25 protein-coding genes are annotated in these 26,980 nt (G+C 60.4%); 12 read left to right on the forward strand and 13 right to left on the reverse strand.

The genetic code is table 11. From position 1 onward, the window contains the following. Positions 1 to 52: 52 nt before the first annotated feature. Positions 53 to 928, reverse strand: a complete 876-nt coding sequence (locus tag FJ443_RS29090) for a recombinase family protein (protein WP_348641941.1) — start codon at positions 926 to 928, stop codon at positions 53 to 55. 393 nt (positions 929 to 1,321) lie between these two features. On the opposite strand from FJ443_RS29090, the gene FJ443_RS29095 reads away from it, so the two are divergent. The 4 genes from FJ443_RS29095 to FJ443_RS29110 are packed head-to-tail and all read left to right on the forward strand — an operon-like array spanning position 1,322 to position 4,782. Beyond that, positions 1,322 to 2,617 carry an MFS transporter gene (locus tag FJ443_RS29095; RefSeq protein ID WP_140666710.1) on the forward strand — a complete coding sequence of 432 codons (1,296 nt, stop codon included), beginning with the start codon at positions 1,322 to 1,324 and terminating at the stop codon, positions 2,615 to 2,617. Between the two features lie 34 nt (positions 2,618 to 2,651). Next, positions 2,652 to 3,455: an alpha/beta hydrolase gene (locus FJ443_RS29100; RefSeq protein ID WP_140666712.1), complete on the forward strand. Its 804-nt coding sequence runs from the start codon at positions 2,652 to 2,654 to the stop codon at positions 3,453 to 3,455. Between the two features lie 21 nt (positions 3,456 to 3,476). Then, the gene (locus FJ443_RS29105; protein WP_140518049.1) at positions 3,477 to 4,109 is read left to right on the forward strand and encodes a glutathione S-transferase; all 633 of its coding nucleotides are present in this window, start codon (positions 3,477 to 3,479) and stop codon (positions 4,107 to 4,109) included. Positions 4,110 to 4,155: 46 nt separating this feature from the next. Continuing rightward, complete coding sequence (locus tag FJ443_RS29110) at positions 4,156 to 4,782, forward strand: EthD family reductase (protein ID WP_140518048.1); 627 nt, start codon at positions 4,156 to 4,158, stop codon at positions 4,780 to 4,782. A 146-nt stretch (positions 4,783 to 4,928) separates the two neighbouring features. Here the strand turns inward: FJ443_RS29110 and FJ443_RS29115 are convergent, their stop codons facing one another. The 12 genes from FJ443_RS29115 to FJ443_RS29170 form a co-directional block, all read right to left on the reverse strand. Beyond that, positions 4,929 to 5,996, reverse strand: a complete 1,068-nt coding sequence (locus FJ443_RS29115; RefSeq protein WP_140666714.1) for an ABC transporter ATP-binding protein — start codon at positions 5,994 to 5,996, stop codon at positions 4,929 to 4,931. After that, positions 5,993 to 6,805, reverse strand: coding sequence for an ABC transporter permease (locus FJ443_RS29120; protein WP_140518046.1), 813 nt, complete (start codon positions 6,803 to 6,805; stop codon positions 5,993 to 5,995). The genes FJ443_RS29115 and FJ443_RS29120 overlap by 4 nt, the downstream gene beginning before the upstream one ends. Then, positions 6,798 to 7,607 (reverse strand): ABC transporter permease, encoded by an 810-nt coding sequence (locus FJ443_RS29125; RefSeq protein ID WP_140518045.1) that lies wholly within the window; start codon positions 7,605 to 7,607, stop codon positions 6,798 to 6,800. Before FJ443_RS29125 ends, FJ443_RS29120 begins: the two co-directional genes overlap by 8 nt. Positions 7,608 to 7,655: 48 nt before the next feature. After that, positions 7,656 to 8,732, reverse strand: a complete 1,077-nt coding sequence (locus FJ443_RS29130) for an ABC transporter substrate-binding protein (protein WP_140666716.1) — start codon at positions 8,730 to 8,732, stop codon at positions 7,656 to 7,658. Positions 8,733 to 9,167: 435 nt separating this feature from the next. Continuing rightward, complete coding sequence (locus FJ443_RS29135; protein WP_140666718.1) at positions 9,168 to 9,602, reverse strand: nuclear transport factor 2 family protein; 435 nt, start codon at positions 9,600 to 9,602, stop codon at positions 9,168 to 9,170. Further along, positions 9,589 to 10,473, reverse strand: a complete 885-nt coding sequence (locus FJ443_RS29140) for an SDR family NAD(P)-dependent oxidoreductase (RefSeq protein ID WP_140666720.1) — start codon at positions 10,471 to 10,473, stop codon at positions 9,589 to 9,591. Before FJ443_RS29140 ends, FJ443_RS29135 begins: the two co-directional genes overlap by 14 nt. Before the next feature lie 63 nt (positions 10,474 to 10,536). Then, positions 10,537 to 11,628, reverse strand: a complete 1,092-nt coding sequence (locus FJ443_RS29145; protein WP_140666722.1) for a mandelate racemase/muconate lactonizing enzyme family protein — start codon at positions 11,626 to 11,628, stop codon at positions 10,537 to 10,539. 7 nt (positions 11,629 to 11,635) lie between these two features. After that, positions 11,636 to 13,072 carry an NAD-dependent succinate-semialdehyde dehydrogenase gene (locus FJ443_RS29150; RefSeq protein WP_140666724.1) on the reverse strand — a complete coding sequence of 479 codons (1,437 nt, stop codon included), beginning with the start codon at positions 13,070 to 13,072 and terminating at the stop codon, positions 11,636 to 11,638. 42 nt (positions 13,073 to 13,114) lie between these two features. Beyond that, positions 13,115 to 13,660, reverse strand: a complete 546-nt coding sequence (locus FJ443_RS29155) for an isochorismatase family protein (protein WP_140666727.1) — start codon at positions 13,658 to 13,660, stop codon at positions 13,115 to 13,117. Between the two features lie 12 nt (positions 13,661 to 13,672). Continuing rightward, on the reverse strand, positions 13,673 to 15,445 hold the full coding sequence (locus tag FJ443_RS29160) for a GMC family oxidoreductase N-terminal domain-containing protein (RefSeq protein ID WP_140666729.1): 1,773 nt from the start codon (positions 15,443 to 15,445) through the stop codon (positions 13,673 to 13,675). Continuing rightward, positions 15,445 to 15,915: a nuclear transport factor 2 family protein gene (locus FJ443_RS29165; RefSeq protein ID WP_140666731.1), complete on the reverse strand. Its 471-nt coding sequence runs from the start codon at positions 15,913 to 15,915 to the stop codon at positions 15,445 to 15,447. The genes FJ443_RS29160 and FJ443_RS29165 overlap by 1 nt, the downstream gene beginning before the upstream one ends. A gap of 10 nt (positions 15,916 to 15,925) precedes the next feature. Beyond that, positions 15,926 to 17,032 carry a fumarylacetoacetate hydrolase family protein gene (locus FJ443_RS29170; protein ID WP_210239637.1) on the reverse strand — a complete coding sequence of 369 codons (1,107 nt, stop codon included), beginning with the start codon at positions 17,030 to 17,032 and terminating at the stop codon, positions 15,926 to 15,928. Between the two features lie 119 nt (positions 17,033 to 17,151). Here FJ443_RS29170 and FJ443_RS29175 point away from each other — a divergent pair, with 119 nt between their 5' ends. The 8 genes from FJ443_RS29175 to FJ443_RS29210 all read left to right on the forward strand — a co-directional run bounded on the left by FJ443_RS29175 (position 17,152) and on the right by FJ443_RS29210 (position 26,972). Further along, on the forward strand, positions 17,152 to 18,240 hold the full coding sequence (locus FJ443_RS29175) for a mandelate racemase/muconate lactonizing enzyme family protein (RefSeq protein ID WP_140666733.1): 1,089 nt from the start codon (positions 17,152 to 17,154) through the stop codon (positions 18,238 to 18,240). After that, positions 18,225 to 19,082, forward strand: coding sequence for a helix-turn-helix domain-containing protein (locus tag FJ443_RS29180; protein ID WP_140666735.1), 858 nt, complete (start codon positions 18,225 to 18,227; stop codon positions 19,080 to 19,082). Before FJ443_RS29175 ends, FJ443_RS29180 begins: the two co-directional genes overlap by 16 nt. Before the next feature lie 229 nt (positions 19,083 to 19,311). Continuing rightward, positions 19,312 to 20,565, forward strand: coding sequence for a sialidase family protein (locus tag FJ443_RS29185; RefSeq protein ID WP_140666737.1), 1,254 nt, complete (start codon positions 19,312 to 19,314; stop codon positions 20,563 to 20,565). A gap of 357 nt (positions 20,566 to 20,922) precedes the next feature. Beyond that, the gene (locus tag FJ443_RS29190; protein ID WP_181175162.1) at positions 20,923 to 22,122 is read left to right on the forward strand and encodes a CoA transferase; all 1,200 of its coding nucleotides are present in this window, start codon (positions 20,923 to 20,925) and stop codon (positions 22,120 to 22,122) included. 47 nt (positions 22,123 to 22,169) lie between these two features. Next, a complete protein-coding gene (locus FJ443_RS29195) occupies positions 22,170 to 23,813 on the forward strand; it encodes a thiamine pyrophosphate-binding protein (RefSeq protein ID WP_140666741.1) in 1,644 nt (547 codons plus the stop codon). Between the two features lie 161 nt (positions 23,814 to 23,974). Continuing rightward, positions 23,975 to 24,961 carry a tripartite tricarboxylate transporter substrate binding protein gene (locus FJ443_RS29200; protein ID WP_140666743.1) on the forward strand — a complete coding sequence of 329 codons (987 nt, stop codon included), beginning with the start codon at positions 23,975 to 23,977 and terminating at the stop codon, positions 24,959 to 24,961. Positions 24,962 to 25,009: 48 nt separating this feature from the next. Continuing rightward, on the forward strand, positions 25,010 to 25,447 hold the full coding sequence (locus FJ443_RS29205; RefSeq protein ID WP_140666745.1) for a tripartite tricarboxylate transporter TctB family protein: 438 nt from the start codon (positions 25,010 to 25,012) through the stop codon (positions 25,445 to 25,447). Positions 25,448 to 25,451: 4 nt separating this feature from the next. Continuing rightward, on the forward strand, positions 25,452 to 26,972 hold the full coding sequence (locus tag FJ443_RS29210; RefSeq protein WP_210239639.1) for a tripartite tricarboxylate transporter permease: 1,521 nt from the start codon (positions 25,452 to 25,454) through the stop codon (positions 26,970 to 26,972). Positions 26,973 to 26,980: the final 8 nt, after the last annotated feature.

The raw sequence follows: 26,980 nt of genomic DNA on the forward strand, positions 1-26,980 counted from the left end.
TCGCTACGGCGCGACTAACGGCGCGCTCGCGAGCGGCTTCGTAACCGCCGAGCTACACCACCTGTGGGGACACGACCTGGATGAGCGGGCCACGGTCATCTGGAGCTGTCGCGTGGTCAGCCAACGCATTTGAAAGACCATCGACGGTTTTGACATACCGCTGCAAGGTGGCCGGGTGGAGAGCCACAGTTGATGGTGGCTCATCGAGGCCGCAGACTTGCCCCTCGATCAGAGAACGCTGTGTTTTGAGTTCTGCGATCCGGTGCTTGGCATCCTCTTCAGCAATTACGCTTCTGATCACAAGATCGATCATGCGCTGAAGTTCGCCTTCTACCCGATCGCGCTTACCTTCCAGCGATGTGCGCATCGAATTCGCCTGTGCCGCCAAATCTCGGCGCTCTTGGTTGTATTTGCGGATGTATGCCTCGATCAGGTCCGGCGCTTTCAACTGCTCGCGCATGCCGTCGAGGACCGCCCTCTCGATCTCGGGCAGGTAAATAATGCGCCGGTTGGAACAGCTCCCGCTTTCACGAACTGCCGAGCACCTGATACGCGTTTTGCCCGTCTTATCACGATCGTGAACCGACATGCCCGATCCGCAGATGCCGCAGCGAAGCAGACCGGACAACAGGTGCGTCGGGCGACGCTTGATATGAGTGGATGCATTCACCCTCGCGGCTTTGAGTGCCTGTGCCTTCTGCCAAACTTCGTCATCGACAATCCGCAAATGCGGAACTTCTTTCGTCTGCCACTGGTCCTTCGGATTTGGCCTGGAGACGCGCTTGCCAGTATCGGGGTTTTTCACCATTCGGATCTTGTTCCAAATAATTCGACCAACGTAGAGTTCGTTAAAGAGCAGACCCACCCCGCGTTGGGCATTTCCATTGATGGTGGAGCCGTTCCAGCGTGTTCCTCGTGGCGGCGCTATCCCATCGCGTTGAGATCACCAGCTAGGTCTCGTGGGGTTCGACCGGCAGAGTAGGCATCAAAAATCCTTGCCGCAGTGCCGGTATTCAAAACGTTGCAACAGAACCAGATTTCGAACTGTTCGGCGATTGAGGGACGTGGATTAAAGCAAACCGCGCTTGCCGTTTGCGGCGACAGGGATCGCTTATGCTCGCGCCCTTTCATCCATTGAAATTACCGGCAAGATTTATTGTCCGCTCAAGACAGCCGTGCAAGCATTCGCCCCGGCACTTCAAACAAGCTGGCCGTGCTTCAGGGCAGAAGCCCAACGCTGCGATCGTGGCGGTGGCATGGCTTGACTCCGCGAAGATCACGTAGCCGGCGGGATGAACGGTTGCGACACCGAGAGGAAGGCATGGAACAGGAACAAGCCACGATGGCGCGTGTGACGTGGCGCCTGGTTCCGCTGCTGAGCGCAGCTTATCTCATCGCATATCTCGATCGCGTCAATGTCAGTTTCGCCGCGATAAGAATGAACGCTGACCTCGGCCTCTCGGCAGCGGCCTATGGTTTCGGCGCCGGGATATTCTTCATCACCTACACCCTGTTCGAGGTGCCTTCTAACATCATACTGGAAAAGGTGGGCGCGAGGCGCTGGATCGCGCGGATCATGCTGACCTGGGGCCTGGTCTCGGGCGCCATGGCATTCGTGACCGGCGAGACCAGTTTCTACATCCTGCGGGCTTTGCTCGGCATTGCCGAAGCCGGCTTTTTCCCGGGGGTCGTCTTCTATCTGTCTCTCTGGTTCCCTGCCGGATATCGTGGGCGCATCTCCAGCTATTTCATGGTAGCCATTCCGCTCTCGACAGTGATTGGAGCCCCTCTCTCTGGGATAATTCTTGGAATGGACGGCATGCTCGGATTTACCGGCTGGCAATGGCTGTTCATCATCGAAGCGGTGCCCGCGATCGTGCTGTCGGTGATTGTCTTCTGGTATCTGACCGACAGGCCCGCGGAAGCGGGATGGCTTGAACCGGACCAGCGCAACTGGCTGCAGGCCCGCATGGATGCCGAGAACAAGGAGGACGCGGGCGGCCACCACAGCATCGCCGCGGCTCTCAAAAGCCCCAGGGTCCTGGCCCTCGGTCTCGTGTGCTTCGGAGCAGTCATCACGAATTACGGCGTCAGCTTTTTTCTGCCGCAGATCATATCCGGCTTCGGCCTGTCCGCCTTTGCGACCGGCTTCGTCGCAGCCCTGCCCTATGTCGTGGGCGCCGTTGGCATGATCTGGTGGGGACGGCGTTCGGATACTCGCGGCGAGCGTAAGATACACACTGCGATCGCCATCGCGGTGGCCGTCATCAGCCTGATCGTTTCCACTATGCTGTCGGATCCCGTTCTAAAGATCACCGCCATATCGATCGCCGGCTTCGGCATGTTTGCCTATCTCGGCCCGTTCTGGGCCATACCGAACACCTTCCTGCGCGGACCGGCCCTCGCCGCGGGCATAGCGGCCATCAATTCCATCGCTAACGTAGCCGGGTTCACCGGGCCTTACATCGTAGGCTACGTCAAGACGCTGACCGGGAGTTTCGAAGGCGGGCTGCTGGCTTTGGCCGGGCTCGGCTGCGTCGCGATCGTCATCCTGCTCTGCCTTCCGATCGAGCGTACCGCGCCGCTCGCACGGACAAAGCCGCATCCCGCGGAATAGTGATTATGGGGCTTCACAGCCTGGGAGGACGGAAATGGACTATATCGAGGTCAATGGCACATCGCTGCGCTACGACCTGCATGGCGCGAGCGGCCCCATCCTGGTGATGATCCATGAGATGGGAGGCATGATCGAGAACTGGGATATGGTCGCGCCACGGTTTGCGCAGAGGTTCAGGGTTCTCCGCTACGATACGCGTGGCTGCGGCCTGTCGGCGAAGGTAGGCGGCGAACTGTCGGTCGAATTGCTGAGCGACGATCTCCTGGCGCTCCTCGATGCGCTCGGCTTGAGGGAGCCGGTGGCGCTCGCGGCATGCGCCCTGGGCGCGGCGACGGCCTTCGCGTTCGCCGCGCGTTTTCCGGAACGGACGTCGGCAGTCGTCGTGATGAGTCCGGCGATCGACATGAAGCCGGAAGATCGGCCCAGCCGGCGCGCCATGCTCCAGAACGTATTGCGTGACGGGATGCAATCCATCGTCGACGGTGCGATGGCAAGCGGATACCCGCCAGTGTTGCGCGAGCGCGATCCCGAACGATTCCGCGCCTTCCGGGCGCGCTGGCTCGGCAATGACCCTCACAGCTTCGTCGCTCACTACGAATTGTTGATCGACATGGACATCGCCCACTACGTCGAGGCCGTGCGATGCCCGGCACTTGGTATCGGCGGCACGCTAGATGTGTTCCGCTCCCCCCAATATGTGCGCAACGTCATGCGTTCCATCCCGGACGTCGAGTTCGTCACCATCGAGACGAGCCATCACCAGACGGTCGAGACACCTGAGGAAATCGCCGACGCGATCGACGGCTTCTTAAAGCGTCGCGTGTTGAGCCAAGCCTAGCCCGATCGAAGGATGCGACCGATGAAACTCTATTATTCCCACCGCTCTCCATATGTGCGTCTTGTCATGGTTGCGATCCATTGGGCGGGTCTGGCTCAGCGCATCAAATTGATGAACACGGTCGTCGACATCTACCGACCGTTGCCGGATCTGATGCGGGATAACCCGCTGACCAAGATTCCGACACTGGTTCTCGACGATGGCAGCGCGATCTATGATTCACGTGTCATCTGCGAATATCTCGACGGCTGCCATCAAGGGCCGCGTCTCTTTCCCGAGCAAGGAAAGGCGCGCGTGGAGGCGTTGCGCCGCTTGGCGCTGGGCCACGGCACGATCGACTTGCTTCTGGCCTGGTTCACGGAGCGGAACCGGCCGGGCGCCTTGAAGTCACCTGAATTCGTCGCCGCGCTGGAGACCAAACATCAAAACGTCCTGGACCGGATGAACGACGAAGTACCCGACCTGATCGCGACGCCGTTCTCGATCGGCCACGCAGCCATCGGCACGGCCCTGTCCTACTCGAATTTTCGTTTTGGCACGCTCGACTGGCGCACGGGGCGTCAGGCACTGGCCGATTGGCACGATGAGTTCCTGAAAGTACCGGCGGTGGCGGCGGACCCGTTCTTCGACGACCTGGCGGCGGCTGCCAGTTAACTGAAATCCACCGCAAGCCGTTGAGAAATCTTCCGAAAACCTCGAAATGATTATATCCACCAGCTTGATCCGCCGCCGGGAGGACATTTCGCCCGCCGCATTTAAAAGCCATTGGCTCGATCCTCATGGGCCATTGACGGCGAAATTGCCCGGCGCGCGCAAATACGACCAGAACCATGTAGTTGCCGACGCGCCCGGAACGAATGACGTGGCACGCCGGCTCCGCGTCGATGGATTTCCCGTGCTTGCCTTCGACAGCCCGGAAAGCCGTCGCTTGTCGCATGGCTCGCCCGAAATGGCGGCTTGCAACAAGGATTCCCTTTTTTTCATCGGCGCCGTCGCACGGGTGATCAGCGACGATGGTGGGGCGCAGGCGCCGGCCGGACCCGAAACCGCGATCAAGCAGCTTCTTCTGGTCCCGGGGGACAGGGGAGTCTTCGCCCTGCCGGACGTCATCGCCGAGCTCGATGGCGTCCTTGGCTCGATCTCGCATACTATCCTCGAGCAGGGAGCGGCCCCCAGTAGTGCCGTCCCATTCATCGGCTTCGGGGTGAGCGCCCTGGCGGAGCTATGGGTTCGCGACGATAGGTCAGTCGTCGCGAATGCGGCCCGGCTCGAACAGGAAGCTCCCGAAGTCGCGACCTTCGCCGTTCAGGTGCACAGGTTCTTCTGAATACAGTCCCAGTTTCGTGGGGCGGAAACATCAGGGCGGGTAGCGGCCGCGCTCGCCGCGAGCTCTCCATAGATAGTCTTACCTTGCCGAAAAATTGTGCGACGGGCATTGCTCGTCGCACAATATGTGCCGGAGATTCCGGTCGATCACTCCAGCACCATCACGTCGCTTGGCTTGACGCTGAGCGTGATAGGCCGGCCACGCTCCATCGCACGGAAATCCCTGGTCGTCAGTCGCCGCACATTGACCGTCTCGGCATCGCCCAGGCGAACCTGGATATCGACGACACCACCCGTAAGGGTAACATCTTCCACCGCACCGGTAACGGTATTCGGCCCCTGTTCGCCATCCGTTGCGAGGGCGAAGGATTCCGGGCGGATCATGATCTTGGCCGTGGGCGCGGACAAGGACGTCGCAACGCCCGCTATCTGGAAGCCGCTCCGGGTAGACAGCTTCGCCTCTGTTCCACTGGAGACGACAGAAACGTCGAGAATGTTGGATTCTCCGAGGAAATCGGCGGCGAAGACGGTCCGCGGCCTGAAATACAGATCATCAGGGGTCCCGATCTGCTCCACCTGGCCCCCGTTCATCAGACAGATGCGGTCGGACAGGACCAACGCCTCGCTCTGGTCATGCGTGACATAGAGCAGAGTGACGCCCAGTGTCCGGTGGATGCGCTTAACTTCGAGCTGCAACTGATCGCGAAGCTTCTTGTCGAGCGCGCCGAGCGGCTCGTCCATCAGGATCAGATCCGGATTGTAGACGAGGCACCTGGCAATGGCGATGCGCTGCTGCTGACCACCGGACAGTTCCTTCGGCTTGCGCGCGCCGTAGCCGCCCAACCGGATCACATCGAGAACTTCGTCCACCTTTTTCCTTATTTCCGTCTCGGAGCATTTCCTCACCCTGAGAGGAAAGGCGATATTCTCGAACACGGTCATATGCGGCATCAGCGCATAGTTCTGGAACACCATGCCAAGTTCGCGCTGGTTGGGCCGCAATCCGGTGACGTTGCGCCCTCCTATCCAGATCGTCCCCGCTGAAGCGGCGATCGATCCCGATATCAGGTTGAGGATTGTGGTCTTGCCGGAACCGCTCGGTCCGAGCAGCGTCAGGAATTCACCCTTGGCAATCTCCAGGGACGTGGGAGACAGCGCCCGCACGGCGCCATAGTCTTTCCCGACGGCGTCCAGCCGGACCATCGCTTCCGTCATCGGTCATTCCTTTGCAGCAAGGACATCGCGACGCACGCGCCGAACGACAGGACAGTCAGCAGACTCGAAATCGCCGCGAGAACCGGAGAAATCTCCCAATGGATGCTGCTGTACATCTTCACCGGCAGCGTTTCCGATTGAACGCTCGAGATGAAGTAGGAAATAACGACCTCATCGAACGACAGAAGGAAGGCGAACAGGCCTGCCACGACAAGCGAAGGCACGACCAGCGGCAGCACGACTTTCCAGATGATGCGCAGTCTGCCCGCTCCCATCGTTTGCGCGGCCAGTTCAAGGTTGCGGTCCACGTAGCGAAGGCCGGTGAAGGCGGTGACTATGACGAAGGGAACCGTAACCACGGTATGGGCCGCGACAAGTCCGAAAGTGGTGCCGACCAAGCCGAGCTGTGACAGGTAGAGATACATCGCGAGCGCAATGGCGATGTGGGGCATGAACATCGGGCTGAGCAGCAGGATCGTCAGCGGTCCCTTGCCTGTGAAATCGGCCCTGGTGATCCCGTACGCGGCGGAAAATCCCAATACTAGCGACGCGGCCATGGTCGCCAGGCCTACCTTCACGCTTTGCGCGGTGACAGCCATCCAGGTCGATTCCTGGAAATACTGCCGGTAGAGTTCGAGCGAATACGAACGGGGCGGGAATACGAGTTCGCTTCCTGTGCCGAACGACATCGGAATGACGATCAGGCTCGGCAGGACGAGAAACACGTAGCCGAAAATGGCCGCCGCGATTCCGATACGTGGAAGGAAGCGTTCCGCGAGTGATGCGGCGCCGGGAAGTCGTTCAGCCATGATTTCCCAGCCCCCCGCCCCTGATACGCGAAATGAGAGCGCTCAATGCCGCCGTCATGACGATCAGCATCACCGTAAGGGCGGCAGCCAAGCCCCAGTCCAGCGTCTGCCGGATATGCATCTCCACCAGATTGGCCAGCATCATGTCTTTCGGCCCGCCAAGCAGCGCCGGCGTCACAAACATCCCCAGCGACAGGACGACACAGATGAGACAGCCGGCGCCGACGCCCGGCAGGCTGAGCGGCAGCGTGATGCTGCGAAATATCTTCAGCCGGCCCGCTCCCATCACTTCGGCCGCTCTTCGTAAATCCGGATTCTGGGCCATCAGGCTGGTCAGTATGGCGAAGATCATGAAGGGCAGCAGGTAGTGAGCCATACCTATGATAACCCCCGGTCGGTTGAAGAGCAGCTTCAATCCGGTCTCGGGGCCGAACAGGGCGCGGGCAATGGTATTGATGACGCCGTCCTGCCCTAGCAGCACGGTGAAGGCGAAGCTCTTGACGAGAATGCTGGTCCAGAACGGCAGCAGGACCAACGTCATCAGCATTGTACGTCGCCGCGGCGGCTGCTTGTAGAGATGATAGGCCACCGGGTAGGCGATCAGAAGCGTCACGATCGTCGACAGGCCGCTGATCTCAAGGGTCGAACGCAGAACTCGCACGTAGAGCAGCGATGTGAACAGTTCCTGGTAGTTCGACCCGGTCAGGACCGGATCGAACAGACTGGCCAGAACGACCATCCCGAGCGGCAGCAGGAAGAAAACGACAAAGAATGCCGCGATGGGAAGGACAAATATGATCATTCGGCCGCACTCACGCGAACGCCGTCACCGACCGGGTGGATGTGAACGTCACGTCAAGCGCCACTCGAGAAAGCGACGGCTCGTCTCGACGTAATTCTGGGCCCACCAGTCGACATCCACGAACATGACTTCTGGATCGTCGAATTTCGGCTGATTGGCTTGAACCTCCGCCTTCATGAGCGGAACCGCGCCCGGATGTATAGGAGTGGAACCGGTCTGATTGCAGAATTCGGCTTGCAGGTCGGGCCGCAGGAAATGCCCCATAAGCTGCATGGCGATGTCGCGCTTCTTTGTCCCCTTGGGGATTACGTGCGTTCCCGGCGTCAGGAAGTTCGGCCCGTAGGCAAAATCGACCGAAGACCCCTGCTTCTGCGCGGCCTCGATGCGTGAACTGTAGGTGAATACGAAATCCACCTCATTGTTCTGCAGGAGTGACAAGGTCTGGGGCGTTTCCGCGATCCAGTGCGCAACGCTCTGCTTGATCTTGTCGAGCGACGCGAACGCGCGATCGACATCGATGGGATAGACATCCCGCGGAGCGATGCCATCTGCTATCAAGGCCATCTCCAAATTGTCTTCGGGCCGCGAGCGCAGTCCCCGCCTGCCGGGAAAACGTTCGATGTCCCAGAATTCCGCCCAACCGGTCGGATGCTTGCCGGCGGGGAATTTCTCGGGATTGAAGCCTATGCCGCCCCGGGAAAAATAATAGGTGTTGAAGAATTTGGACTGGCCCCGCTCAAGCGGCCCGTTCTTGTGGACAACCGCATAATCAATCTCCTCCAGCAGCCCATCATTGCCAGCTGCCGACGCTTGCGGCCCGATAAGATTGACAAGGTCCCATTCGATATTTCCGGTCTGCACCTGCGCCTTCAACTTGGCCAGGTCTGCGCCGGGATTGGAGATGATCTCGATGCCGGTTTCCTTGGTGAACGATTCGATGAATACCTTGTTGATTACGTCCTGCGTCGAACCGCCATATCCGATATAGACAAGAGATTCAGCGGCCCGAGAGCGGGTCGTCAGTAGACTTGGCGCGGCCAAACCGATGCCCACCGCTGCCGAGTTTCTCAAAAACTGTCGGCGCGTCACGGTTTTGTGGATCGAATTCTTGGATATCATCGACATTACACCCCCTCCCGATGGTGAAAGTGCGCCAAGGCGCTCTTCAGTCTGATGTGAAAATCATACCAAGCAGCGGCCTTTGCCTGCGCGCTTGAATCCGCCGAATTCCGGACAATGAAATTGGCCTGCATTCAACCAGATTTGGAAATAGCCCACCGGCCCCGGCGCGGCGTCCTTGCCCCGGTTCAGAAAAGATCACGTCGCTCACTTTGCACGGATATGAATTCGGCCATCGCCTGGGCCGGCCGGATGTCTAGGACCGAGTGAGGGAGTTTCGGATCTGGCGCGATTTGCACGGCGCCGATGCGCTCCAGCGCATCTTCGGGCACAAACGTGCTCGCCATTGCTCTATGGCTACGCGCCGACGGCAGGCGCAAGACAGGCACGGCTCAAATGGCCTCGCGACTTCTGCGCATCCGGGCGACTGACCAATTGAGGTCAGCGCTTGTTCAGCAGCCCCATGTCGCCTGCAATGTCGTGGACGAGGAATTTCCTGCTGAACAGCCATTGGCCGCCGACTTCCTTGAAGCTGTCTTTGTAGGTGCCGCCCATCACCGGGATCAGTCCAGCTTCCGATTCCCTGACGATGAGGTAATCGGAAACGGCGGATGCTTCCTTGCCCGCCACCTCGATCGCGGTGTTGCAGATGTAGTGCTTGCGCTGGGGACCGTTTCCCTTCGTTGGAACGACCGTCGCCAGGAAGGCTTCGATCTCGCCTCGCCCCGTCGCGGCGCCATAATCGGTTTCCCATAAGCCATCCTCGGCGAACAGGGAGGCGACTCCAGCGAAATTGCAGGCATCGAGGTTATGGCAGTATTTCGCCATCGCTTCGCGGATGGCATCCTTTGCCAGCAGGACGTCAAGTGTGTTCATTTGCAACTCCGGGATCGACCGTGCCACGAGAGGACGCGTCGCAGCTGTTGTCACTGAAATCTTCCGTCAGGGGGTTGGCCTTTGCCAGTTGCGATCGCAGGAGCGACAGCTTCTCGTCGATCCGCTCGATGGCATCCGCGCCGAGGATAAGGTGCAAGGGCGGATCCGCCTCGCTCGCCAGGTTCCATACGGCCGCTGCCACGGCGCGTACATCGCTGCCCCTGCGGGCGGCATTGCGCCCAAGTTCGTCCGTGCGGGCGCCGGCGGTCGCCTGATAGGCCTCCATCCGGACATCCGCCCGCCAAATCGAAGGACCGTTGAAACCGGTGCGCATTCCGCCCGGCGCGACCATCGACACCCTGATGCCCATGCCGGCGACCTCCTTGCGGAGTGCTTCTGTTAAGCCTTCCAGCGCAAACTTGGTGGCGCAATACGCTCCAGTTCCGGGATTTGAGACAAATCCGGCCACAGAGCCAATGTTGATGATGAACCCACTGCCGCGCTCGCGCATCGAAGGCAGCACTTCGCGTATCAGCGTGGCGACTCCGAAGAAATTGACGTCGAACAGGGCGCGCAGGCTCGTGTCTGACGTCTCCTCGATCGCGCCGTGAATTCCCTGCCCCGCATTGTTCACCAATATGTCGATGCGGCCCGCCCATTGTTCCACCTTGCGAACGGCTGCACGAATGCTTTCGGGCTTGCTGACATCAAGCGCCACAGGCAATGCCGTGTCTGGAAATTCAGCAAATACCGGGTCTGCCGGGGACATTTCGCGTCCCGTCAGCGCCACCCGGTCTCCACCAGCGAGCGCGGCACGGGCAATGGCTGAGCCAAGCCCCTTGCTGGCCCCCGTTACGAGCCAAATACGCATGTTTCCTCCGCATACTCGAACCTGACGGGAAAGAACAAGCTCACGCACATATCCGTCGCGACCTTACAAACGATATCGGTTGACAGCGGTGACATCGATGTCCAGACCGAGCCCGGGCGCTTCTCCCAGGTGCAGATATCCATCTCGCGGCCAGGGGACTTCCCGGAACATGGCGATGGACCATGGCATGTATTCCACCGTCCGGCCGTTTGGAATCGCGGCGACGAGATGAAGTTGCACCTCGGGCGCGAGGTGGCTCACGACCGGCTTGCCGTGAACCTGCGCGAGTTCCGCGATGGCGAGCCACGGCGTTATTCCCCCTGCGCGGAACGGATCGATCATCACGTAATCCGGCGGCGCGACATTCAAGAGTTGGTCGAAGCCATTGAGCCGATAGATGAATTCGCCGGTCGCGACCGGGACGGGCTGACCGCCGTTCACCGCCACCTGCCCGCGCAGGTCGCCATGGGCGATCGGATCCTCGAGCCAGCAAAGGTTGAATTCAGCCATCGCACGGCCCATTTCGATCGCCTGCTGGACAGTCCAGCGCTGGTTGACGTCGCACATCAGTTCGACATCCTCGCCGAGCGCCTCTCGAACCCGACGAATTCGATCCACCTCCCTGTCCCGATCGTAAGCGCCAGGCAGGGCAAGCTGCATCTTGACCTGCCGGTGGCCGTCGTCGGTCAGGCGACGGCATGCCCGCAGGACTATGTCGAGATCGAAATCCCGCATCATGGCTCCGCTGGCATAGGCCGGCACCGGTGTGCCCTTCGCCCCAAGCAATCGCCATAGCGGCTGTCCCGCCACCTTGCCCTTGATATCCCACAAAGCGATATCGAGAGCCGCCTGGGCAAGCGTGAAAATACCCGCTGGGCCAGAGCCGCCCGCGAGGGCGCTGATCTTTTCGAATAGTGGCGCAGGATCAAGCGGGTCATGCCCGAGGCACATTTCCGCCATGTCCTCCACGGCCACTTTCAATGCGCGAGAAAGGCCCGCGCCAAGGAAGGTGAAACCGATACCCTCCACGCCTTCGTCGGTACGCAGCAGAAGCAGCACCGTGGGCCTGCTCGCGTTCGGTCTGGATGGTCCGCCCGCGAGAGGCTCATCGACCGGTAGGCCGAGCAGCAGAACCTCGAAGCCTGTGATCACCATCGGGTGGTCAGTCCACCAAAGAGTGGGTAACGAATTTGGAAACCATATATGGCTCCATCGCTTCCGAGCCGCCCTCGGACCCGTAGCCGCTGTCCTTCACGCCGCCGAACGGCGTCTCCGGAAGACCTAGGCCATGATGGTTGATCGAAACCATCCCGCTCTCCACCGCATCGCTCACCATGGCTGCCGTGCGTGCGGAACGCGTGTAGGCATAGGCGGCCAGCCCATAGGGAAGCCTGTTCGCCTCTTCGACCATGCTGTCGAAATCGGCGAAGCGCTGCAGCGTCATGATCGGACCAAAGGGCTCCTCGTTCATGATCCTTGCCGGCTGCGGAACGTCCTCCAGGATTGTCGGCTCGAAGAAATTTCCCTGGTTGCCGATTCGGCGGCCGCCTGTGGCGACGGAAGCATTACGGTCCGTGGCATCCTGCACGAAAGCCTCCATCGCCTGCACGCGCCGGGGATTGGCCAGAGGCCCCATGTCCGTGCCGGGGTCGGAGCCATTGCCGGTCTTCAACCGGGCCGCTCGCTCGACGAGCTTGGACTTGAACTCACCGTAGACCTTGTCCTGGATCAGGATGCGCGCGGGGGAGGTGCAGACCTGGCCGGCATTCCGGAACTTGAACGCCGTGAGCAGGTCGGCGGCACGCTCGAGATTGGCGTCCTCGAACACGAGCGTGGGCGAATGTCCGCCCAGTTCCATCGTGGCGCGTTTCATGTGCGCACCGGCCATGGCGGCGAGTTGCTTGCCGACGACGGTCGATCCCGTGAAGGAAATCTTACGGATGGCTGGATGAGGGATGAGAAACGACGATATTTCGCTCGGCACGCCATAGACCAGATTGAGGACGCCGGCGGGAATCCCCGCGTCATGCAGGGCGCCGACGATCCGGGCAAGCGCCTCGGGGGCTTCTTCCGGTCCCTTCAGGATCACGGAACAGCCGCTGGCAAGCGCTGCGCCGATCTTGCGGGCAGCCTGTGCGAGAGGAAAGTTCCACGGGCTGAACGATGCCACCGGACCGACCGGCTCGCGCGTGACGGACAGCCTTACATCCGGAGCCCGAGACGGAATGATCCTGCCATAGACCCTGCGCCCCTCCTCTGCGAACCATTCGAAGATGTCGGCGGAAGATTCCACCTCCTGCCTTGCCTGTGCGAGGGGCTTGCCCTGCTCTCGGGTCAGAAGAGGCGCTATGACGGCGCTTCGCTCACGGATCAGCGCCGATGCCTTTCGAAGAAGGCCGCTGCGTTCGACGGCCGATTTCGCCCGCCACAGCCGGAAGCCTCTGTCGGCGGCGCTGCAAGCTTCTTCGAGATCCTTGGAGGTCGCCACGGCCACCGCTCCCGCCGTGGCCCCGGTTGCCGGATCCCAGAAATCGGTAGTCTCGCGCGTCGCGCCGTCGCGCCACATGCCGTCGATATAAAGTTGAACCGTTTCACCCATAATCTGTCAGTCCTTGGTTTGCGGCGCAGCGCTTCCCCAGCACTACTGGATCAGTTTGCTGAGGAGCTTGAATTGGGGCGCGGCGGCCGTCTTCATCATCTCGAACACGACCATTTCGGCCGTGACAATCGCTATACCCGCAGCATTCATTCTGTCGCGGGCGATCTCCTTGCTGGAATCGGCGCGTGAGCCGATGGCGTCCACCGCAACGAACACCTCGAAGCCTCGACGTTTGAGTTCCAGCGCGGTCTGGAGAACGCAGATGTGAGCTTCCAGGCCGCACAGGATCGCCTGCTTCCGCCCCAAACCCTCGATATGCGCCATGAGGCCCAGGTCGCGGGCACAGGAGAATTCCACCTTGGCAAAGATGGCATCGTCACCGACAAGCTCCGCGAGAGCCGGAACCGTCTTTCCAAGCCCTCTGGGATACTGCTCCGAAACGACCGCGGGAACCTCCATTTCGCTTGCAGCCTTCAAGAGCACGGCGCAGTTGCGTTCCACCGCGACATTGTTTGCAACCGCCGGAAGCAGCCGCTCCTGGACGTCAATGACCAGCAGGAATGCGGTCGTGGCTTCCACAAGCATCATCGTTTCCTCATATCAGGCGGCCGAAGCTTCGCCATGAACCGTATTGGCGGCGCGTTCCTTCTTGATCAGATCCGCCATGCGTTCGGCGACCATGATCGTCGGTATATTCGTGTTGGCGCGGGGAATGGACGGCATCACAGATGCATCACATACGCGCAGCCTTCCAACGCCGTAGACACGGCCACCGTTGTCCGTCACTGCCAGCGGATCGTCCTGCCTGCCCATCCGGCAGGTACCCACCGGATGCCAGACCCCCGTCACGCATTCGGTCAAATAGTTGTCGAGGACCGTGTCGTCGGAAAGGATTTCCGCAAGCGTTGCCCCCTCGGTCACGAATTTCCTGACAAGCCACGGCCGCATGGCCGGAAGGGCGTCAAGCATCGAGGCAAAGATCTGCATCACCGCCTGGTTGCGCATACCGGGCACGGAGAAGTGCCGGACCCGATCGGAATAATTGGCGGGGAAAGCTATGCTGGAAATGCCCGAGACGGTTTCGGATTGTGCCAGCGCCGCCACGAAGCGGAATGCCTTTCTCAACCTTTGCATGTCGCGATCATCAGAAAGCATCCTGAAATCAACGATCGGCTCAGCGTCGACGCTGCCGCTGGCCAATCGCACGCTTCCCTGGGAATAGGATTTGTTGACCCACACATAGAGCGTGCCGATCCGATATCCCATCGCGTGCCAGCCGGAGCGGGCAATTATGGCGAGGCTCATATCGCCGTCGGGACAATCCTCCAGCCCAGACGAGTATCTGAGATGGGCTTGGGTATGATGGCGAAAGGGATTGTGCATGCGGGCGGAGCGGTCGAGCAGGCACGACACCGAGATGACCGGGTGCTCAATCAGGTTGCGCCCGACGCCACGACGATCGGCGATGCCCTTCAAGCCCAGCGCAGCAACTTCGCTCGCCGGCCCGATGCCGCTACGCAAAAGCATTGCGGGGCTGTGTATGGTTCCGCAACTCAACACGGTTTCGCGCGCGGCAACGGTGTGATGCCGGCCTTGGCCGTCCCGCAGGACGGCGCCCGTGGCTTCCTTGCCGTCGAACACGATCCGTTCGACCATCGTCTCCGTCAGCACCGACAAATTGGATCGCGCACGCACGCTTGGCGTCAGATACGCATAGGCGCAGGAAACGCGCTGCCCGTTTTCATCGACTGAAGTCGCCACCGGCATGTAGCCATCGCGCCAGGCGCCGTTCTGGTCGTCGACCAGCCCGTAGCCTTGCCGGCCGAGTTCGCCCGTCACCGCCCGGACGAAGCCTGTCCAGTCATCCGTGGGAAAGCGGCTGATCGCCACCGGGCCATCGGCACCGTGCAGGTCGTCGTGGAAATTCAGGTCGCGTTCGAGCTTGCGGAAATAGGGCAGAACGGACTCCCAATCCCATCCGCCCGCCCCGAGGCGCTCCCATTCATCATAGTCGGATGGCGCGCCCCTGTTGGCGCAGAGACCGTTGATCGTCGAGCCGCCACCCAAAAGCCGCGACTGCTCGTAGCGGGCGATGCGCCCGGCTTCGGGATCGTTTCGCCGGCCGCCGCCCAGGCGCGCCTTCAATCCGGGCCATGTGTAGTCCGGATTGAAATATGCTTTGCCCGGATAGTTGGAAAGCACGTCGTCGGACGCGGTCTCACGGGTCACGTTCTTGCCGGCCTCCACCAGCACGACCGAGACGTTCGGATCCTCGGAGAGCCGGGAAGCCAAGGTACAACCGGCAGAACCGCCACCGATGATCAGGTAGTCGCAAGTTTCGCCGGGCGCGGCGGGATGGCTGCGAGGGGACATCAGCGTTTCTCCTGCCCGGCACCCAAGGCGAGTGGAGACGACGCGCCCTCGCGCACGAAAATCCAGGTTATAATGCGCTCCTTGAAACGCCAGCGCCCGTCGTCCCCGCACTCGTAAATGTCGTCGTAGTCGGCCACGACCATCGGGTCGGCGGGATGTGGCGGCAGGCCGTCTTTGGCAAAGAGCGTCAGGACGCATGATCCACTCACGCGGCCATCATCGAGAGGCGTCAAGCGCAGATTGCTAAAGATGTGTCTCGCCGTGCGCGGCCCATTGTCCTTGCGGAGACTGTAGCTGTTGCGGATTGCCTCTCTGCCGACGCTGCGGCCTCCCGTCGAACGGCCATAGACGCCATCGACGGTAAACAGGTCCGCGACCCGTTCGGACTGATCGTGGTCGATCAGGTAGGCGAACTCCGCGTTCAGGGCCTCGATTTCGAGCCGCAGCAAGAGCAGGTTGCGAAAGTCCATGGCAGTCATTCTAGCCGATCGCTATTACGGTGTTAGAGAGAGTCCCGATTTTTTCGATGGAGACGGAAACCGGCCCCCCCAGTGTGCGCAGATCGACATTCTGCACAGCCCTACCGGTTCCGTTCGCGCGCTGTAGCGCGGTTCCCATTGAGACGATGTCACCCGGCACCATCGTCATGTAGCCGGAGATGAACTCCAGGACTTCGGGGATTTTGTGGGTAAGATTGCGGGTGCTGTCTTCCGTGACGAGCTCGCCCTTATGGTCGCATCTAACCGAAAGCGCATGCGGATCAGGCACCTGGGTTCGCAAGACGATCCAAGGCCCCATGGGGGAGAACGTGTCGCTACATTTGTAGCGTCCCGAATAGGATACGAAGGTGTCGACATATTCGATCACCGTATCGTCGTCCTTGCGCGGATGGATCGCACGATAGTGAAACGTATCCTCGGCCCGCATGGTGGGAGATGTGATGTCGTTGTGGATTGTATAGCCGAAGACATAATCCATTGCCTCGGCGGCGCGAATGTCCTTTGCCGTCTTGCCAATAACCAGCGCCAGTTCCGGCTCGGGGTGGACACGTCCGTAATGCTCCTTGACCAGAATCGATTCGCCGTGCCCTACCAAAGCGTTCGCGCCTTTCACGAAGATCGCCGGATGGTTCGGACCCGAGAGGATCCGCTCCGAATTGGCGCTGTTGTTGAGCGCGAGGCAACAGATTTTTGACGGCCTGCGGACTGGCGGGTGCCACTGAATGGCCTCCGGAGCTATCGCCGGTATCGCATTGGGATTGGCCGAGAAGGCGTCGTGGACCTTTGCCAGGTCTTGCAGAGCAGCCGGGCCTGCCTCGATCAACGACACCATGTCGCCGCTCCAGGCCGGCGAAGCGCCCGTGAAAGCCTTCAGGGCGTCCGCGAGACTTGCAATCCGACCGTCAGGGCCCTCGGTAACCAGGATATCGGCTCCCGCTGCTTTCACACTTGCGATTTTCAAATCCCGCACCTTTCTCGTTATTGACGGCGCGCCACGAATATTGGCCGCGTTGAATCTGGCTGATGCCCGCCGATGATTTGCCGGGCAAACGCCCGCTTGGAGGTTATTGATGCCCGAATTCAGCAAAGAGACCCTCCAGACGCAAACGACTTGCGCTCCAATTTCGACCACTGAAACTCAAATCGGCAATCCGATCCGCCGCGCACGCCCGTGATAGAAGGAAGCGGAACCATGAGGAGGACGACTTGAAGATCGAAACCGTCGACAGTTTCATGCTTTCCCTGCCGTACCGGACGAGCGGAGGTTTTCACTATATTGCCGGCCGGCCGTCGAATGCGCTTGCGATGCTGCTGGTCCGAATCAGGACCACGGATGGGTTGACGGGATGGGGCGAAGCCTTTGGCCACGCCGGCGCGGTCGCGACAAAATCCATGATCGACAGTTTGGTGGCGCCGCTGCTGGTGGGCGAAGACGCGCGCGACATCGGCACACTGATGGAGAGCGTCCGCCGCAAGATCCATTTGTTTGGGCTCAGCGGACCGGCGGTCTACGCCATTTCAGGCGTCGACATCGCCCTGTGGGACCTCCGCGGTAAACGAGAGGGCAAATCAGTGTCCGACCTTCTCGGGAAGAGGCGGCATGAATTGCCGGTCTATGCAAGTTTCCTGCGGTGTTCGTCGGACGAGGCCTTGGAGAAAACCTGTTCCAGCGCGCTGGGCGAAGGCTATGGAACCGTCAAGCTGCATGAGATCACCCTTGAACGGATACGGCTGGCTCGGCGCAGCCTCGGCGAACCGACCGCGTTGGCGGTCGATACGAACTGCCCGTGGAGCGTCGAACAGTCGAAGGAAGTGCTTGCGGCGGTCCGCGACCTGAACCTGCGATGGATAGAGGAACCCGTATGGCCGCCGGACGACTATGCCGGGCTTGCGCGCTTGCGCGGGGCCGGGACGCCGATTTCCGCCGGAGAGAACACGGCATCCATCGACGATTTTGAACGGCTCCTCGCCGCCAAAGCGGTGGATATCCTGCAACCCAGCGTCTGCAAGGTTGGCGGCATCACCGAAATGCTCAAAATACTGACGATGGCGGATAAGTATGGCGTCGAAGCGATCCCCCATTGCGGATACATGGGTTCCGGTTATCTCGCCAACCTGCACATCGTCGCATCGCTACAGCCGGAAATTCCGGTGGAACGCCTCTATGTCGAGCTGGAGGAATCTCCCTTCCCCATGATGCCCGTGGTCACTCACGGACATACGGTTGTTCCCGCCGGCCCAGGACTGGGTTGTGACCCGGATATGAGGATTGTTGAAAAATGGCAGGCCACATAAGCTGTTTTCCCATGCCAGTGGTAACCCCACAGCCACAGGAAACCGACGAAGAGTCTCCCAGCTCTTCGAAGCGGCGCAGCTACGCGGATGTGAGCCTGGTGCAGCGAACGCTTGCGGTGCTGGAATGCGCCAACCGGCTTGAATTGATCACGGTGCAACGGATCAGCGACGAATGCGCGATCCCGCCCAGCAGCGTCGTACGCATCCTCGAAACGCTTTGCGCGGAAGGTTATTTTGAACATGTTTCGCGGCGGGGCGGATATTCGCTCACCTCCAAGGTCAAGGCGCTCAGCGCGGGCTATCACAGCAAATCACTGATCGTCGAGGTCGTGAAGCCTGCCGTGGACGCCCTGACGAAGGAATATCTCTGGCCCTTTGCCGCGGCGACGCTCGAGCACAATGCGATGGTTGTCCAATACTCCTCGATTCCGCTTAGTCCGCTGGCACATGTGCGAAGCACATTGCACAAGCGCGCCTCCCTGATCAGTCGGGCTCACGGGCTCGCCTACATGGCATTCTGCAGCAGCCGCGAAAGAACCCTGCTCCTGAGGCTCGCACTGGAGCGCGACTTCGAAGAAGACAAGATCGTCAGCACCAACTATCAGTGGCGCAAAGCGCTGCGAATGACGCGCAAGACAGGATATGCAAGTCGACTTTCGAGGGCCGATCCTTTCACGAATTCATTGGCGGTGCCAATCGTGGTCGAGCCCGGGCACGTCGTTGCCACTATCGGTGTAACCTACTTTCGAAGGGTCGTTAAACGTTCGCAGATCACGGTCATGGCCGATGCGCTTCGTGCGGAAGCTTCATCCGCCGCCGACGCGATAAGGCGCAGAATGTAGCCTTTCCGAAAGACCGATCGAACGCATCCCGTGTCTTACCTGCACGCTGGGGCTGAACCGCCGAATGCTCAACGCGGCTGGTGCTCCGGTGGATGACCGGAGCCTCGGATGCTCCAGTTTCATTCGCTGAAAGTGACGATAGTGCTTATTGCCTCCATCGATAATTTCCGTCTGGCTCGAACGCCTTGTTCGATTCAAGAGCCGAGCCACGCGTCTTCCGGGAATACCGATGATCAAGAAATTGCTTCCTCCACGCTTCGCCACGGATACCGAGCACGCCGTCGTTTACCGGCGTGAAAACGAGTTCGCGAGCCACCCCTTTTCCCGCGGCTTCTGGGAAACCGCGGCGGGCCATCTCATCTGCAATTTTTCGGTTGCCGCCGCCGATTATTCCGGAGACCCCCGCGGCCTCGCCCATCACAATCTGATCAAGAATCCGGGCGGCAGGCGTGGCGTCACGATTCGATCGGAGGATCGGGGCCGGACATGGCATATTTGGAACGAGGACAGGAACCGCCCCGGGATGGACGTTAGATGCCCGCAGCCGGGGATAGACGGGAAGCCCGGCGGCTTGGCGGAAATTGGGCCGATCGACTTCACCGACACAGATGTCCTCGTCTCGAATTTTTATTACCAGTACACACAGGAAGATCCACAAATCAGGGATTTCGTGCCGACCCTGACCACCGCTTTCGGCCCCCCGGACAACCAAGTCTTTTTCCGCATTTCAAAAGACGCTGGCCAGACATGGTCGCGCTCGGCGATGCTGCCGCTCGACGGCCTCTATTCGCTAAGTGCCGTGGAATCCTCATTGGTCCGACCCGATGGACGATGTCTGCTCTTCCTGACGGGCGGCGAGACCCGCGAAGGACAGCACAACCGGTTCCCTGCCGGGCCCGAACACGGCGCGCCCAACCGGCCACTTGTCTACCGCAGTACTGAAGATGGCGCCGAGTTCCGCTTTCTCTCCTTCATAACCCCGCGAGACGATCCCGATTTCAGCGGAATGCAGCGAATGTATCCGCGCGGCATCATGTTGCCGAGCGGCAGAATCTTCTGCACGTTGCGTGTCGATCGGAACTGGTCAGGCGACATGTGGACCGAAGCTTTCAAGAGCGACGATGGCGGGCAGACCTGGCAGTTCCTTTCGCGAGTCAACGATTTCGGGGCGCCAGGCTCCCCTGTGCTGCTGAACGACGGGCGCCTGGTGGTCGTCTACACCTATCGGCTGCCGCCCTATGGCATGCGCGCCATTGTCAGCGAGGACGAGGGAGAGACATGGGGTCCGGAAATCATCATCCGTGGCGATGGCGGCAGTTGGGATATCGGCTATCCGCGCGCTTGGGAGGTTGAGCCGGGCAGGGTTGGAACGGTTTACCACTACAACGATGTTAACGATCCCATCCAGGTAAAGCCGGTCGACACTCTTTGGGGTGCCGGCGGCGTGCGCTACATAGCCCGCAGCATCTTCTCGGTGGATTGATCGTGAAAGGTCGGCCCGCCGCACTTTCGGCAGCCATTGACGATCGACAACCATGACGAGGCCACTGCGGCGTGGCCGCCAAAATCGTCGCCACCGATCGCCGATATAATTTCACTTGATGAAATTATAGACAGTCCGCATTGCTATCCGGCCCTGCGAGGAAGTATTCGACCCTGCAAGCAGCGGCCGGGTACGCGGACAGGCGGGCTACTGGAACCTAGCCTCAAGCGGCTGATCTGTCTCGAGTTCGTTCGGCTGAGACTCGTCATTCCTTAATATTCTAATGCCTTGGGAGGGGTAATGAGTTCGAGCAACAATGCGTCCAACCCGGAAGAAGCAGGCACCGGCAAACCGGCGTTGGCCGGCATCAGGATCGTGGATCTGACGCAATTTGAGGCGGGAACGTCTTGCACCGAAACCCTGGCCTGGCTTGGCGCGGACGTCATCAAGGTGGAGCCGCCGAAGCGCGGAGAACAGGGTCGCGGCGCGACCACCGACAAGCTCGGCTCCGACTCCCCCTATTTCCTTCTGCTCAATGCAAACAAGCGTAGCGTGACATGCAATTTGAAGACGGAAGAAGGCCGTAAGCTGATCGAGAAGCTGATCGCGCAGGCCGACATCTTCATCGAGAATTTCGCGCCCGGCGCGATCGAGCGGCTTGGCTTCGACTATGAACACGTGCGCTCGATAAACCCGCGTATCATCTATGCGCAGATCAAGGGGTTTGCACCGACGGGTCGGTTCAGGAACTTCCTCGCATTCGATCCGATAGCCCAGGCCGCGGGTGGGGCATTGTCGATCACGGGTGAAGACGGCGGCCGCCCTTTGAAGCCAGGGCCGAACATCGGTGATACCGGAGCGGGGCTTCACTGCGCGATCGGCATTCTGGCCGCGCTGCATCAACGTCACACAACCAATAAGGGCCAGCGCATCGAAGTCACGATGCAGGACGCCGTCATCAATTTCGGCCGCATCGCCTATGCGGCGCAATATATGTTCGGCGCCCCCGCGCCACGGTGCGGCAACCAGAGCATCATCGCCGGTACGTCGCCGAGCGAGGTTTATCCCTGCAAGGGCGGCGGGCCCAACGATTACTGCTATGTCTACACGACTCGCGCCAGCAATGCCCATTGGCATCGCCTGCTGGAAGTCGTGGACCGCAATGATCTCCTGGACGATCCGCGTTTCATCGACGCCAAATCCCGTGCGGCCAATTTCCGCAGCGTGGACGAAGTCATAACGGCCTGGACCGTCGAGCATGACAAACACACCGTCATGCAGCTTATCGGCGACGCCGGAATCCCGGTCAGTGCCACCTTCGACACAGTCGAGCTTTCGCAGGATCCAGACCTGCGCGAGCGAGGCACGTTCGTTACGGTCGATCATCCAGTGCGTGGCGAATTTGTTCTCCCCGGAGCCATGATCAAGCTATCGGCCAGCCACGTGCCGGTGAAACCCGCACCTTTGCTCGGCGCCGACAATATCGAGATCTATCGGGATCTGCTTGGCGTTCCCGAAGATGAAATCGCGCGCCTGCAGGAAGCTGGCGCGATCTAGACAGCTTGATCTAACCACTTCCTGCCCCTGAACAGAAGAAGACGAAAATGGTCCGTGGATATACGTTGTTTGGCGAAGCTCTCGCGAGAGAGGGTGTAGAAACTGGCTTCTACATCATGGGAGGACCGATAAACGATGCGGTCAAGGCTGCCATCAGCGGCGGTGTGCGCATGGTGGATACCCGGCACGAGCAGGCGGCTGCAATGGCCGCGCAGGCCTACGCGCGAGTAAAATGCAAGCCTGGCTTATGCATGGGCGCATCCGGGCCGGGGACGATCAATCTTACCCTGGGCCTCGCCAATGCACTGGTCGACTGCGCGCCCGTCGTCGCCTTCGGAGGAGCAAGCCCAGTTGGGCAGTATCTGCAGGGCTCGTTTCAGGAGGTAGATCAGTTGGCAATCATGCGGCCGGTCACGAAATGGGCCGAACGTGTCTATGACGCTCGACGTATTCCGGAGTACGTCAACATTGCCCTCCGGCGCGCCATGGCCGGCAAGCCAGGCCCGGTTTATATCGATCTACCCGGAGACGTGCTTTATGCCGAAGTGGACGAGGCCGAAGTTGTATGGCCCAAGACGCCGGCAAGTGCGGCACGCAGCAGACCGGCTGCCGACGCGGCTACGTTGTCCAAGGTCGCCGACGCGCTTGCAAAGGCAAAACGCCCTGTCATCGTGACAGGCAGCGGCATCCTGTGGTCGCAGGCTTCCGAGCAGCTTGGCGCCTTCGTCGATGCGACCGGCATTCCATTCTACACCACGCCTCAGGGCCGCGGCGTGATCCCTGAAGACCATCCTTACTTCTACGCTCACGCGCGCTCCACAGCCTTCAAAGAAGCCGACCTCGTGTTGATTGTCGGTACTCGCCTCAACTACGTCATTTCTCACGCCCGCCCGCCACGTTTCTCGGAAACCGCGACGATCGTTCAGATCGACACGGACGCCGATGCCGTCGGAGCAAGCGACCGGGTCGATATCGGCATCGTGGCGGATGCCGCCGCGGTGCTGGAACAACTCCGCGACGCCGTGAAGTCGTCGCTCACGCCGGACGGGTTCGCAGAATGGCGGGAGCAACTTGCCACGGTGGAGCGCAAGCGGGCGCCGAAGCACGAGGACGCCATCGCTACCGACCAGACGCCTGTTCATCCCCTCCGGCTTTGCAAGGAGGTTCGCGATTTCATCGACCGGGACGCCATACTGGTTGTGGACGGCCAGGAGATTCTCAATTTCGGCCGTCAGACAATTCCAACCTACCGGCCAGGCCACAGGCTGAACTCGGGGCCGTTCGGCACCATGGGCGTGGGCATGCCCTTCGGCGTGGGCGCCAAGGCCGCGCGACCCGACGCTCAAGTCGTGGTGCTGCACGGCGACGGCTCGTTTGGCCTCAATGCGATGGAACTCGATACAGCGGCCCGGCATGGCCTGCCGCTCCTCGTCGTCATCAGCCTGAACGGAGGGTGGACAGCCGATCCTACAAAGGTCAAGCCTGGCCGGGATCTCGGTTACACGCGTTTCGACAAGATGGCCGAATCCCTTGGTTGCTATGGCGAATATGTGGAGCGTCCAGAAGACATCAGGCCGGCTCTCGAACGTGGCGCCGCGGCAGTCTCGAAGGGGCAAACCGCCGTCATCAACGTCGTGACTGACTGGCGTGCGCAGTCCACCACCGCGAGTTTCACCGCTTATCGAACCTGAGGGGGTTCAGGTGGACCAGGCGCGCCCGCGCTGCTCGTCGGACCACAGCGAAATGGCGCGCCGTCGCCATCACCGACACATCGACCACGGAAATAAAGTGCAGAAACGTGGGAGGGGCTGTCCAGCTCGGAAGCAGAAAACGTTCAAAAGTGGAGGAGACTATGGGCACGAACGACAAGACTGAAATCGACGCGATCAACCGCAGCCGGCCAACCCGGCGTAGCGTGATACTTGGATCGGCGGCGGCGCTGGCGCTCTTTTCCTCGGCAGGCGCGCTTGCCGAGCAATGGCCGTCCCGGCCGATCGAACTGATCGTTCCGTTTGCGCCGGGAGGCGGCACCGATCTTCTGGCGCGGGCGCTGGCGGATGAACTTTCAAAGCAGTTTGACGTGCCCGTGCAAGTCGTCAATCGCGCGGGCGGTGGCGGCGTTGTCGGCTTCGAGGACATCAAGGCGGCAAAACCCGATGGCTATACGCTCGGCATTCTCACGGCGCAGTTGATCACGGCGAACCTGCGTGGCGTGATGAAAACGTCCTACAAGGACTTCGCGCCCGTGGCGATGCTGACGATTGACTATGCCGGCCTGAGCGTCCAGGCCAATTCCAAGTGGAAGACGCTGCCCGAGTTTCTGGACGCCGCAAAGGCCGATCCAGGTTCGATAACGGTTGGCAACGGCAGCCAGGGCGGCAGCTTCCATATGCTTGCCCGCAATCTGGAGGAAGCCGCGGGCGTGAAGTTCAAGCACGTGCCGTTCGATGGAGGACCGGCGGCCATCGTTCAGTTGCTTGGCGGACATATCGACAGCACCGTCAACGGTGTCACCGAGACGTTGCCCTACATCCAATCGGGACAGCTACGCATGCTCGCCGTGGCGGGAACGAAGCGATACCCTGAGCTGCCCGAAGTGGCGACGTCGGCCGAACTCGGTTATCCGCTCGATATCGCCACCTGGCGAGGTGTGGGAATGCCGAAGGACACGCCTGCCGAAATTGTTTCCAAGGTCTCCGACGCGGTTGCAAGCGCCGTGAAAAGCGAAAACTTCCTTGATTCAATGAAAAAGATCGGTGCCAACGTCGAATATATGAACTCCCCCGATCTGACAACGTATCTCGCGAAGCAGGAAGAAGTTTATAAGAAGATATTCTGACATCCAAAGATCGCATTACATCGTCGACGATTCCAGAGAGTTTCGAAAATGAAACTAAATAAACCGGAATGCGCCGTAGCTGCCTCCATTGTTATTTTTGGTATCGCCATGGCTTGTTTCGGGAGTTTCTATGGCGTTGGCTCTCTTGAAAATATGGGGGCCGGGTATTTCCCGGTCCTCCTTGGCATTACCACTGCGGCTGCCGGCATCGCGGTCTTGCTTGAGGTCCGGCACTCGGACACTCCAGCGCCCGAAATTCCCTGGCGGGCCTTCATCTGTGTTTTCTCGGCGCTCCTGATCTGGGCTCTCCTGGTCGAGCACATCGGGCTGTTTCCAAGTTCAATGCTGCTCGTGATTCTCGGGTCGCTAGGGCGCAACAAGGTCAGGATGCGAGCCATGATCCTCACCGCGCTCATCGCCTCGGCTGCCTCCGTGGTGATTTTCATCGAGGGGTTCGAGCTTCCCCTGCGCGCTATTGCCTGGTGACGCGATGACGAATTCCCTTGTAAATCTCATGCATGGCTTCGGGCACGCCCTGACGCCTGAGGCTCTTCTATTCTGCCTGATCGGTGTAACGATCGGCACGCTTGTGGGCGTTCTGCCCGGCATCGGCGCGCTAGCCGCAATTTCGCTGAGTCTGCCGTTGACGTATTATGTCGATCCGCTGCTTGCGCTGATCATGTTGTCCGGCATTTTCTATGGAACCCAGTATGGCGGGTCGATCACGGCGATCCTGCTCAACCTCCCCGGTGAGCCGTCAACCGCGATCACTTGCCTTGATGCGCATCCGATGGCCAAGAAAGGTCGAGCGGGAGCCGCCCTGTTCATTACGGCTGGCGCTTCTTTCGTGGGTGGGACGCTTGCGCTCGTCCTGCTGGTTTGCTTCACGCCGTTTCTGGCGAGCATCGCGCTGCGCTTTTCCTCGGCCGACTACTTTGCGCTCATTCTCTTCTGCCTGATTGGGGCCTCGATGCTCGGGCTTGGGTCGCCGGTGAAAGGCTTCTCCATGGTAGCTGTGGGACTGCTGCTCGGCATGGTCGGGACGGATGTCACCACAGGGCAGGCACGCTTCACGCTGGGCGTCCCATCCTTGATCGACGGTGTCGATCTCGTAGCAATGATGATGGGGCTGTTCGGGGTGTCGGAGATCATTTCTACCTACCTGCACGAGGACGGCGCTTCAAAGCCCGAGCGGGTAACGCTCCGCTCACTCATCCCGACACGCCAGGAGGTACGGGAGGCGACGATGCCGACCCTGCGGGGTTCGGTTCTGGGTTCCGTGATCGGACTGCTGCCTGGCATGGGCGCCACTTTGGGAACCTTCATCGCCTACTCGATCGAGAAGCGCATTTCCCGGGATCCGTCTAAATTCGGCACCGGCGCGATCGAAGGGATCGCTTCGCCCGAGGCCTGCAACAATGCGACGGTCCAGGCCTCGTTCATCCCCATGCTCGGCATCGGAATCCCCAGCGGCGCGGTCATGGCGGTGCTGATGGGCGCGATGATGATTCATGGAATCCAGCCCGGACCGCTGATGATGGTGCAGCATGCGGATATTTTCTGGGGGGTGGTCGCGAGCATGTGGGTTGGAAACGTGATGCTGCTGGTTCTGAACATTCCGCTCATCGGCATATGGGTCAGACTGCTTTCGGTGCCTTCGCACATCCTGAGCCCCATCGTTCTGCTGGTGATGTGTATCGGTGTCTACAGCGTCAACAACAACGTCTTCGACATCTACACGATGATGATATTCGGAATCCTCGGCTACATATGCTCTTCCTTCGGGTATTCGCCGGCGCTTCTCATACTGGGGGTCATATTGTCCCCCATCCTGGAGGAGCATTTCCGACGCGCCCTGCTGATTTCGGATGGAGATTATTTCGTCTTCCTGCAGGAGCCGATCAGCGGCACGTTCATCGTTCTGGGCCTTATGATCGTTGCCCTGTCGCTGCGCGGCGGCGCATCGGCGCTGATCCTGAAGAGGCGCAATGCCCGGATCATCGATGAGTAGTCGCACCT

This window comes from Mesorhizobium sp. B2-6-1, assembly GCF_006440475.1.
In the GTDB taxonomy this organism is placed as follows: Bacteria; Pseudomonadota; Alphaproteobacteria; order Rhizobiales; family Rhizobiaceae; genus Mesorhizobium.

Excerpts from the sequence above, each read along its gene's own strand:
- FJ443_RS29095 (WP_140666710.1), top strand. The coding sequence starts at position 1,322 with ATGGAACAGGAACAAGCCACGATGGCGCGTGTGACGTGGCGCCTGGTT.
- FJ443_RS29100 (WP_140666712.1), top strand. The coding sequence starts at position 2,652 with ATGGACTATATCGAGGTCAATGGCACATCGCTGCGCTACGACCTGCAT.
- FJ443_RS29105 (WP_140518049.1), top strand. The coding sequence starts at position 3,477 with ATGAAACTCTATTATTCCCACCGCTCTCCATATGTGCGTCTTGTCATG.
- FJ443_RS29110 (WP_140518048.1), top strand. The coding sequence starts at position 4,156 with ATGATTATATCCACCAGCTTGATCCGCCGCCGGGAGGACATTTCGCCC.
- FJ443_RS29115 (WP_140666714.1), bottom strand. The coding sequence starts at position 5,996 with ATGACGGAAGCGATGGTCCGGCTGGACGCCGTCGGGAAAGACTATGGC.
- FJ443_RS29120 (WP_140518046.1), bottom strand. The coding sequence starts at position 6,805 with ATGGCTGAACGACTTCCCGGCGCCGCATCACTCGCGGAACGCTTCCTT.
- FJ443_RS29125 (WP_140518045.1), bottom strand. The coding sequence starts at position 7,607 with ATGATCATATTTGTCCTTCCCATCGCGGCATTCTTTGTCGTTTTCTTC.
- FJ443_RS29130 (WP_140666716.1), bottom strand. The coding sequence starts at position 8,732 with ATGTCGATGATATCCAAGAATTCGATCCACAAAACCGTGACGCGCCGA.
- FJ443_RS29135 (WP_140666718.1), bottom strand. The coding sequence starts at position 9,602 with ATGAACACACTTGACGTCCTGCTGGCAAAGGATGCCATCCGCGAAGCG.
- FJ443_RS29140 (WP_140666720.1), bottom strand. The coding sequence starts at position 10,473 with ATGCGTATTTGGCTCGTAACGGGGGCCAGCAAGGGGCTTGGCTCAGCC.
- FJ443_RS29145 (WP_140666722.1), bottom strand. The coding sequence starts at position 11,628 with ATGGTGATCACAGGCTTCGAGGTTCTGCTGCTCGGCCTACCGGTCGAT.
- FJ443_RS29150 (WP_140666724.1), bottom strand. The coding sequence starts at position 13,072 with ATGGGTGAAACGGTTCAACTTTATATCGACGGCATGTGGCGCGACGGC.
- FJ443_RS29155 (WP_140666727.1), bottom strand. The coding sequence starts at position 13,660 with ATGATGCTTGTGGAAGCCACGACCGCATTCCTGCTGGTCATTGACGTC.
- FJ443_RS29160 (WP_140666729.1), bottom strand. The coding sequence starts at position 15,445 with ATGTCCCCTCGCAGCCATCCCGCCGCGCCCGGCGAAACTTGCGACTAC.
- FJ443_RS29165 (WP_140666731.1), bottom strand. The coding sequence starts at position 15,915 with ATGGACTTTCGCAACCTGCTCTTGCTGCGGCTCGAAATCGAGGCCCTG.
- FJ443_RS29180 (WP_140666735.1), top strand. The coding sequence starts at position 18,225 with ATGGCAGGCCACATAAGCTGTTTTCCCATGCCAGTGGTAACCCCACAG.
- FJ443_RS29185 (WP_140666737.1), top strand. The coding sequence starts at position 19,312 with ATGATCAAGAAATTGCTTCCTCCACGCTTCGCCACGGATACCGAGCAC.
- FJ443_RS29195 (WP_140666741.1), top strand. The coding sequence starts at position 22,170 with ATGGTCCGTGGATATACGTTGTTTGGCGAAGCTCTCGCGAGAGAGGGT.
- FJ443_RS29200 (WP_140666743.1), top strand. The coding sequence starts at position 23,975 with ATGGGCACGAACGACAAGACTGAAATCGACGCGATCAACCGCAGCCGG.
- FJ443_RS29205 (WP_140666745.1), top strand. The coding sequence starts at position 25,010 with ATGAAACTAAATAAACCGGAATGCGCCGTAGCTGCCTCCATTGTTATT.
- FJ443_RS29210 (WP_210239639.1), top strand. The coding sequence starts at position 25,452 with ATGACGAATTCCCTTGTAAATCTCATGCATGGCTTCGGGCACGCCCTG.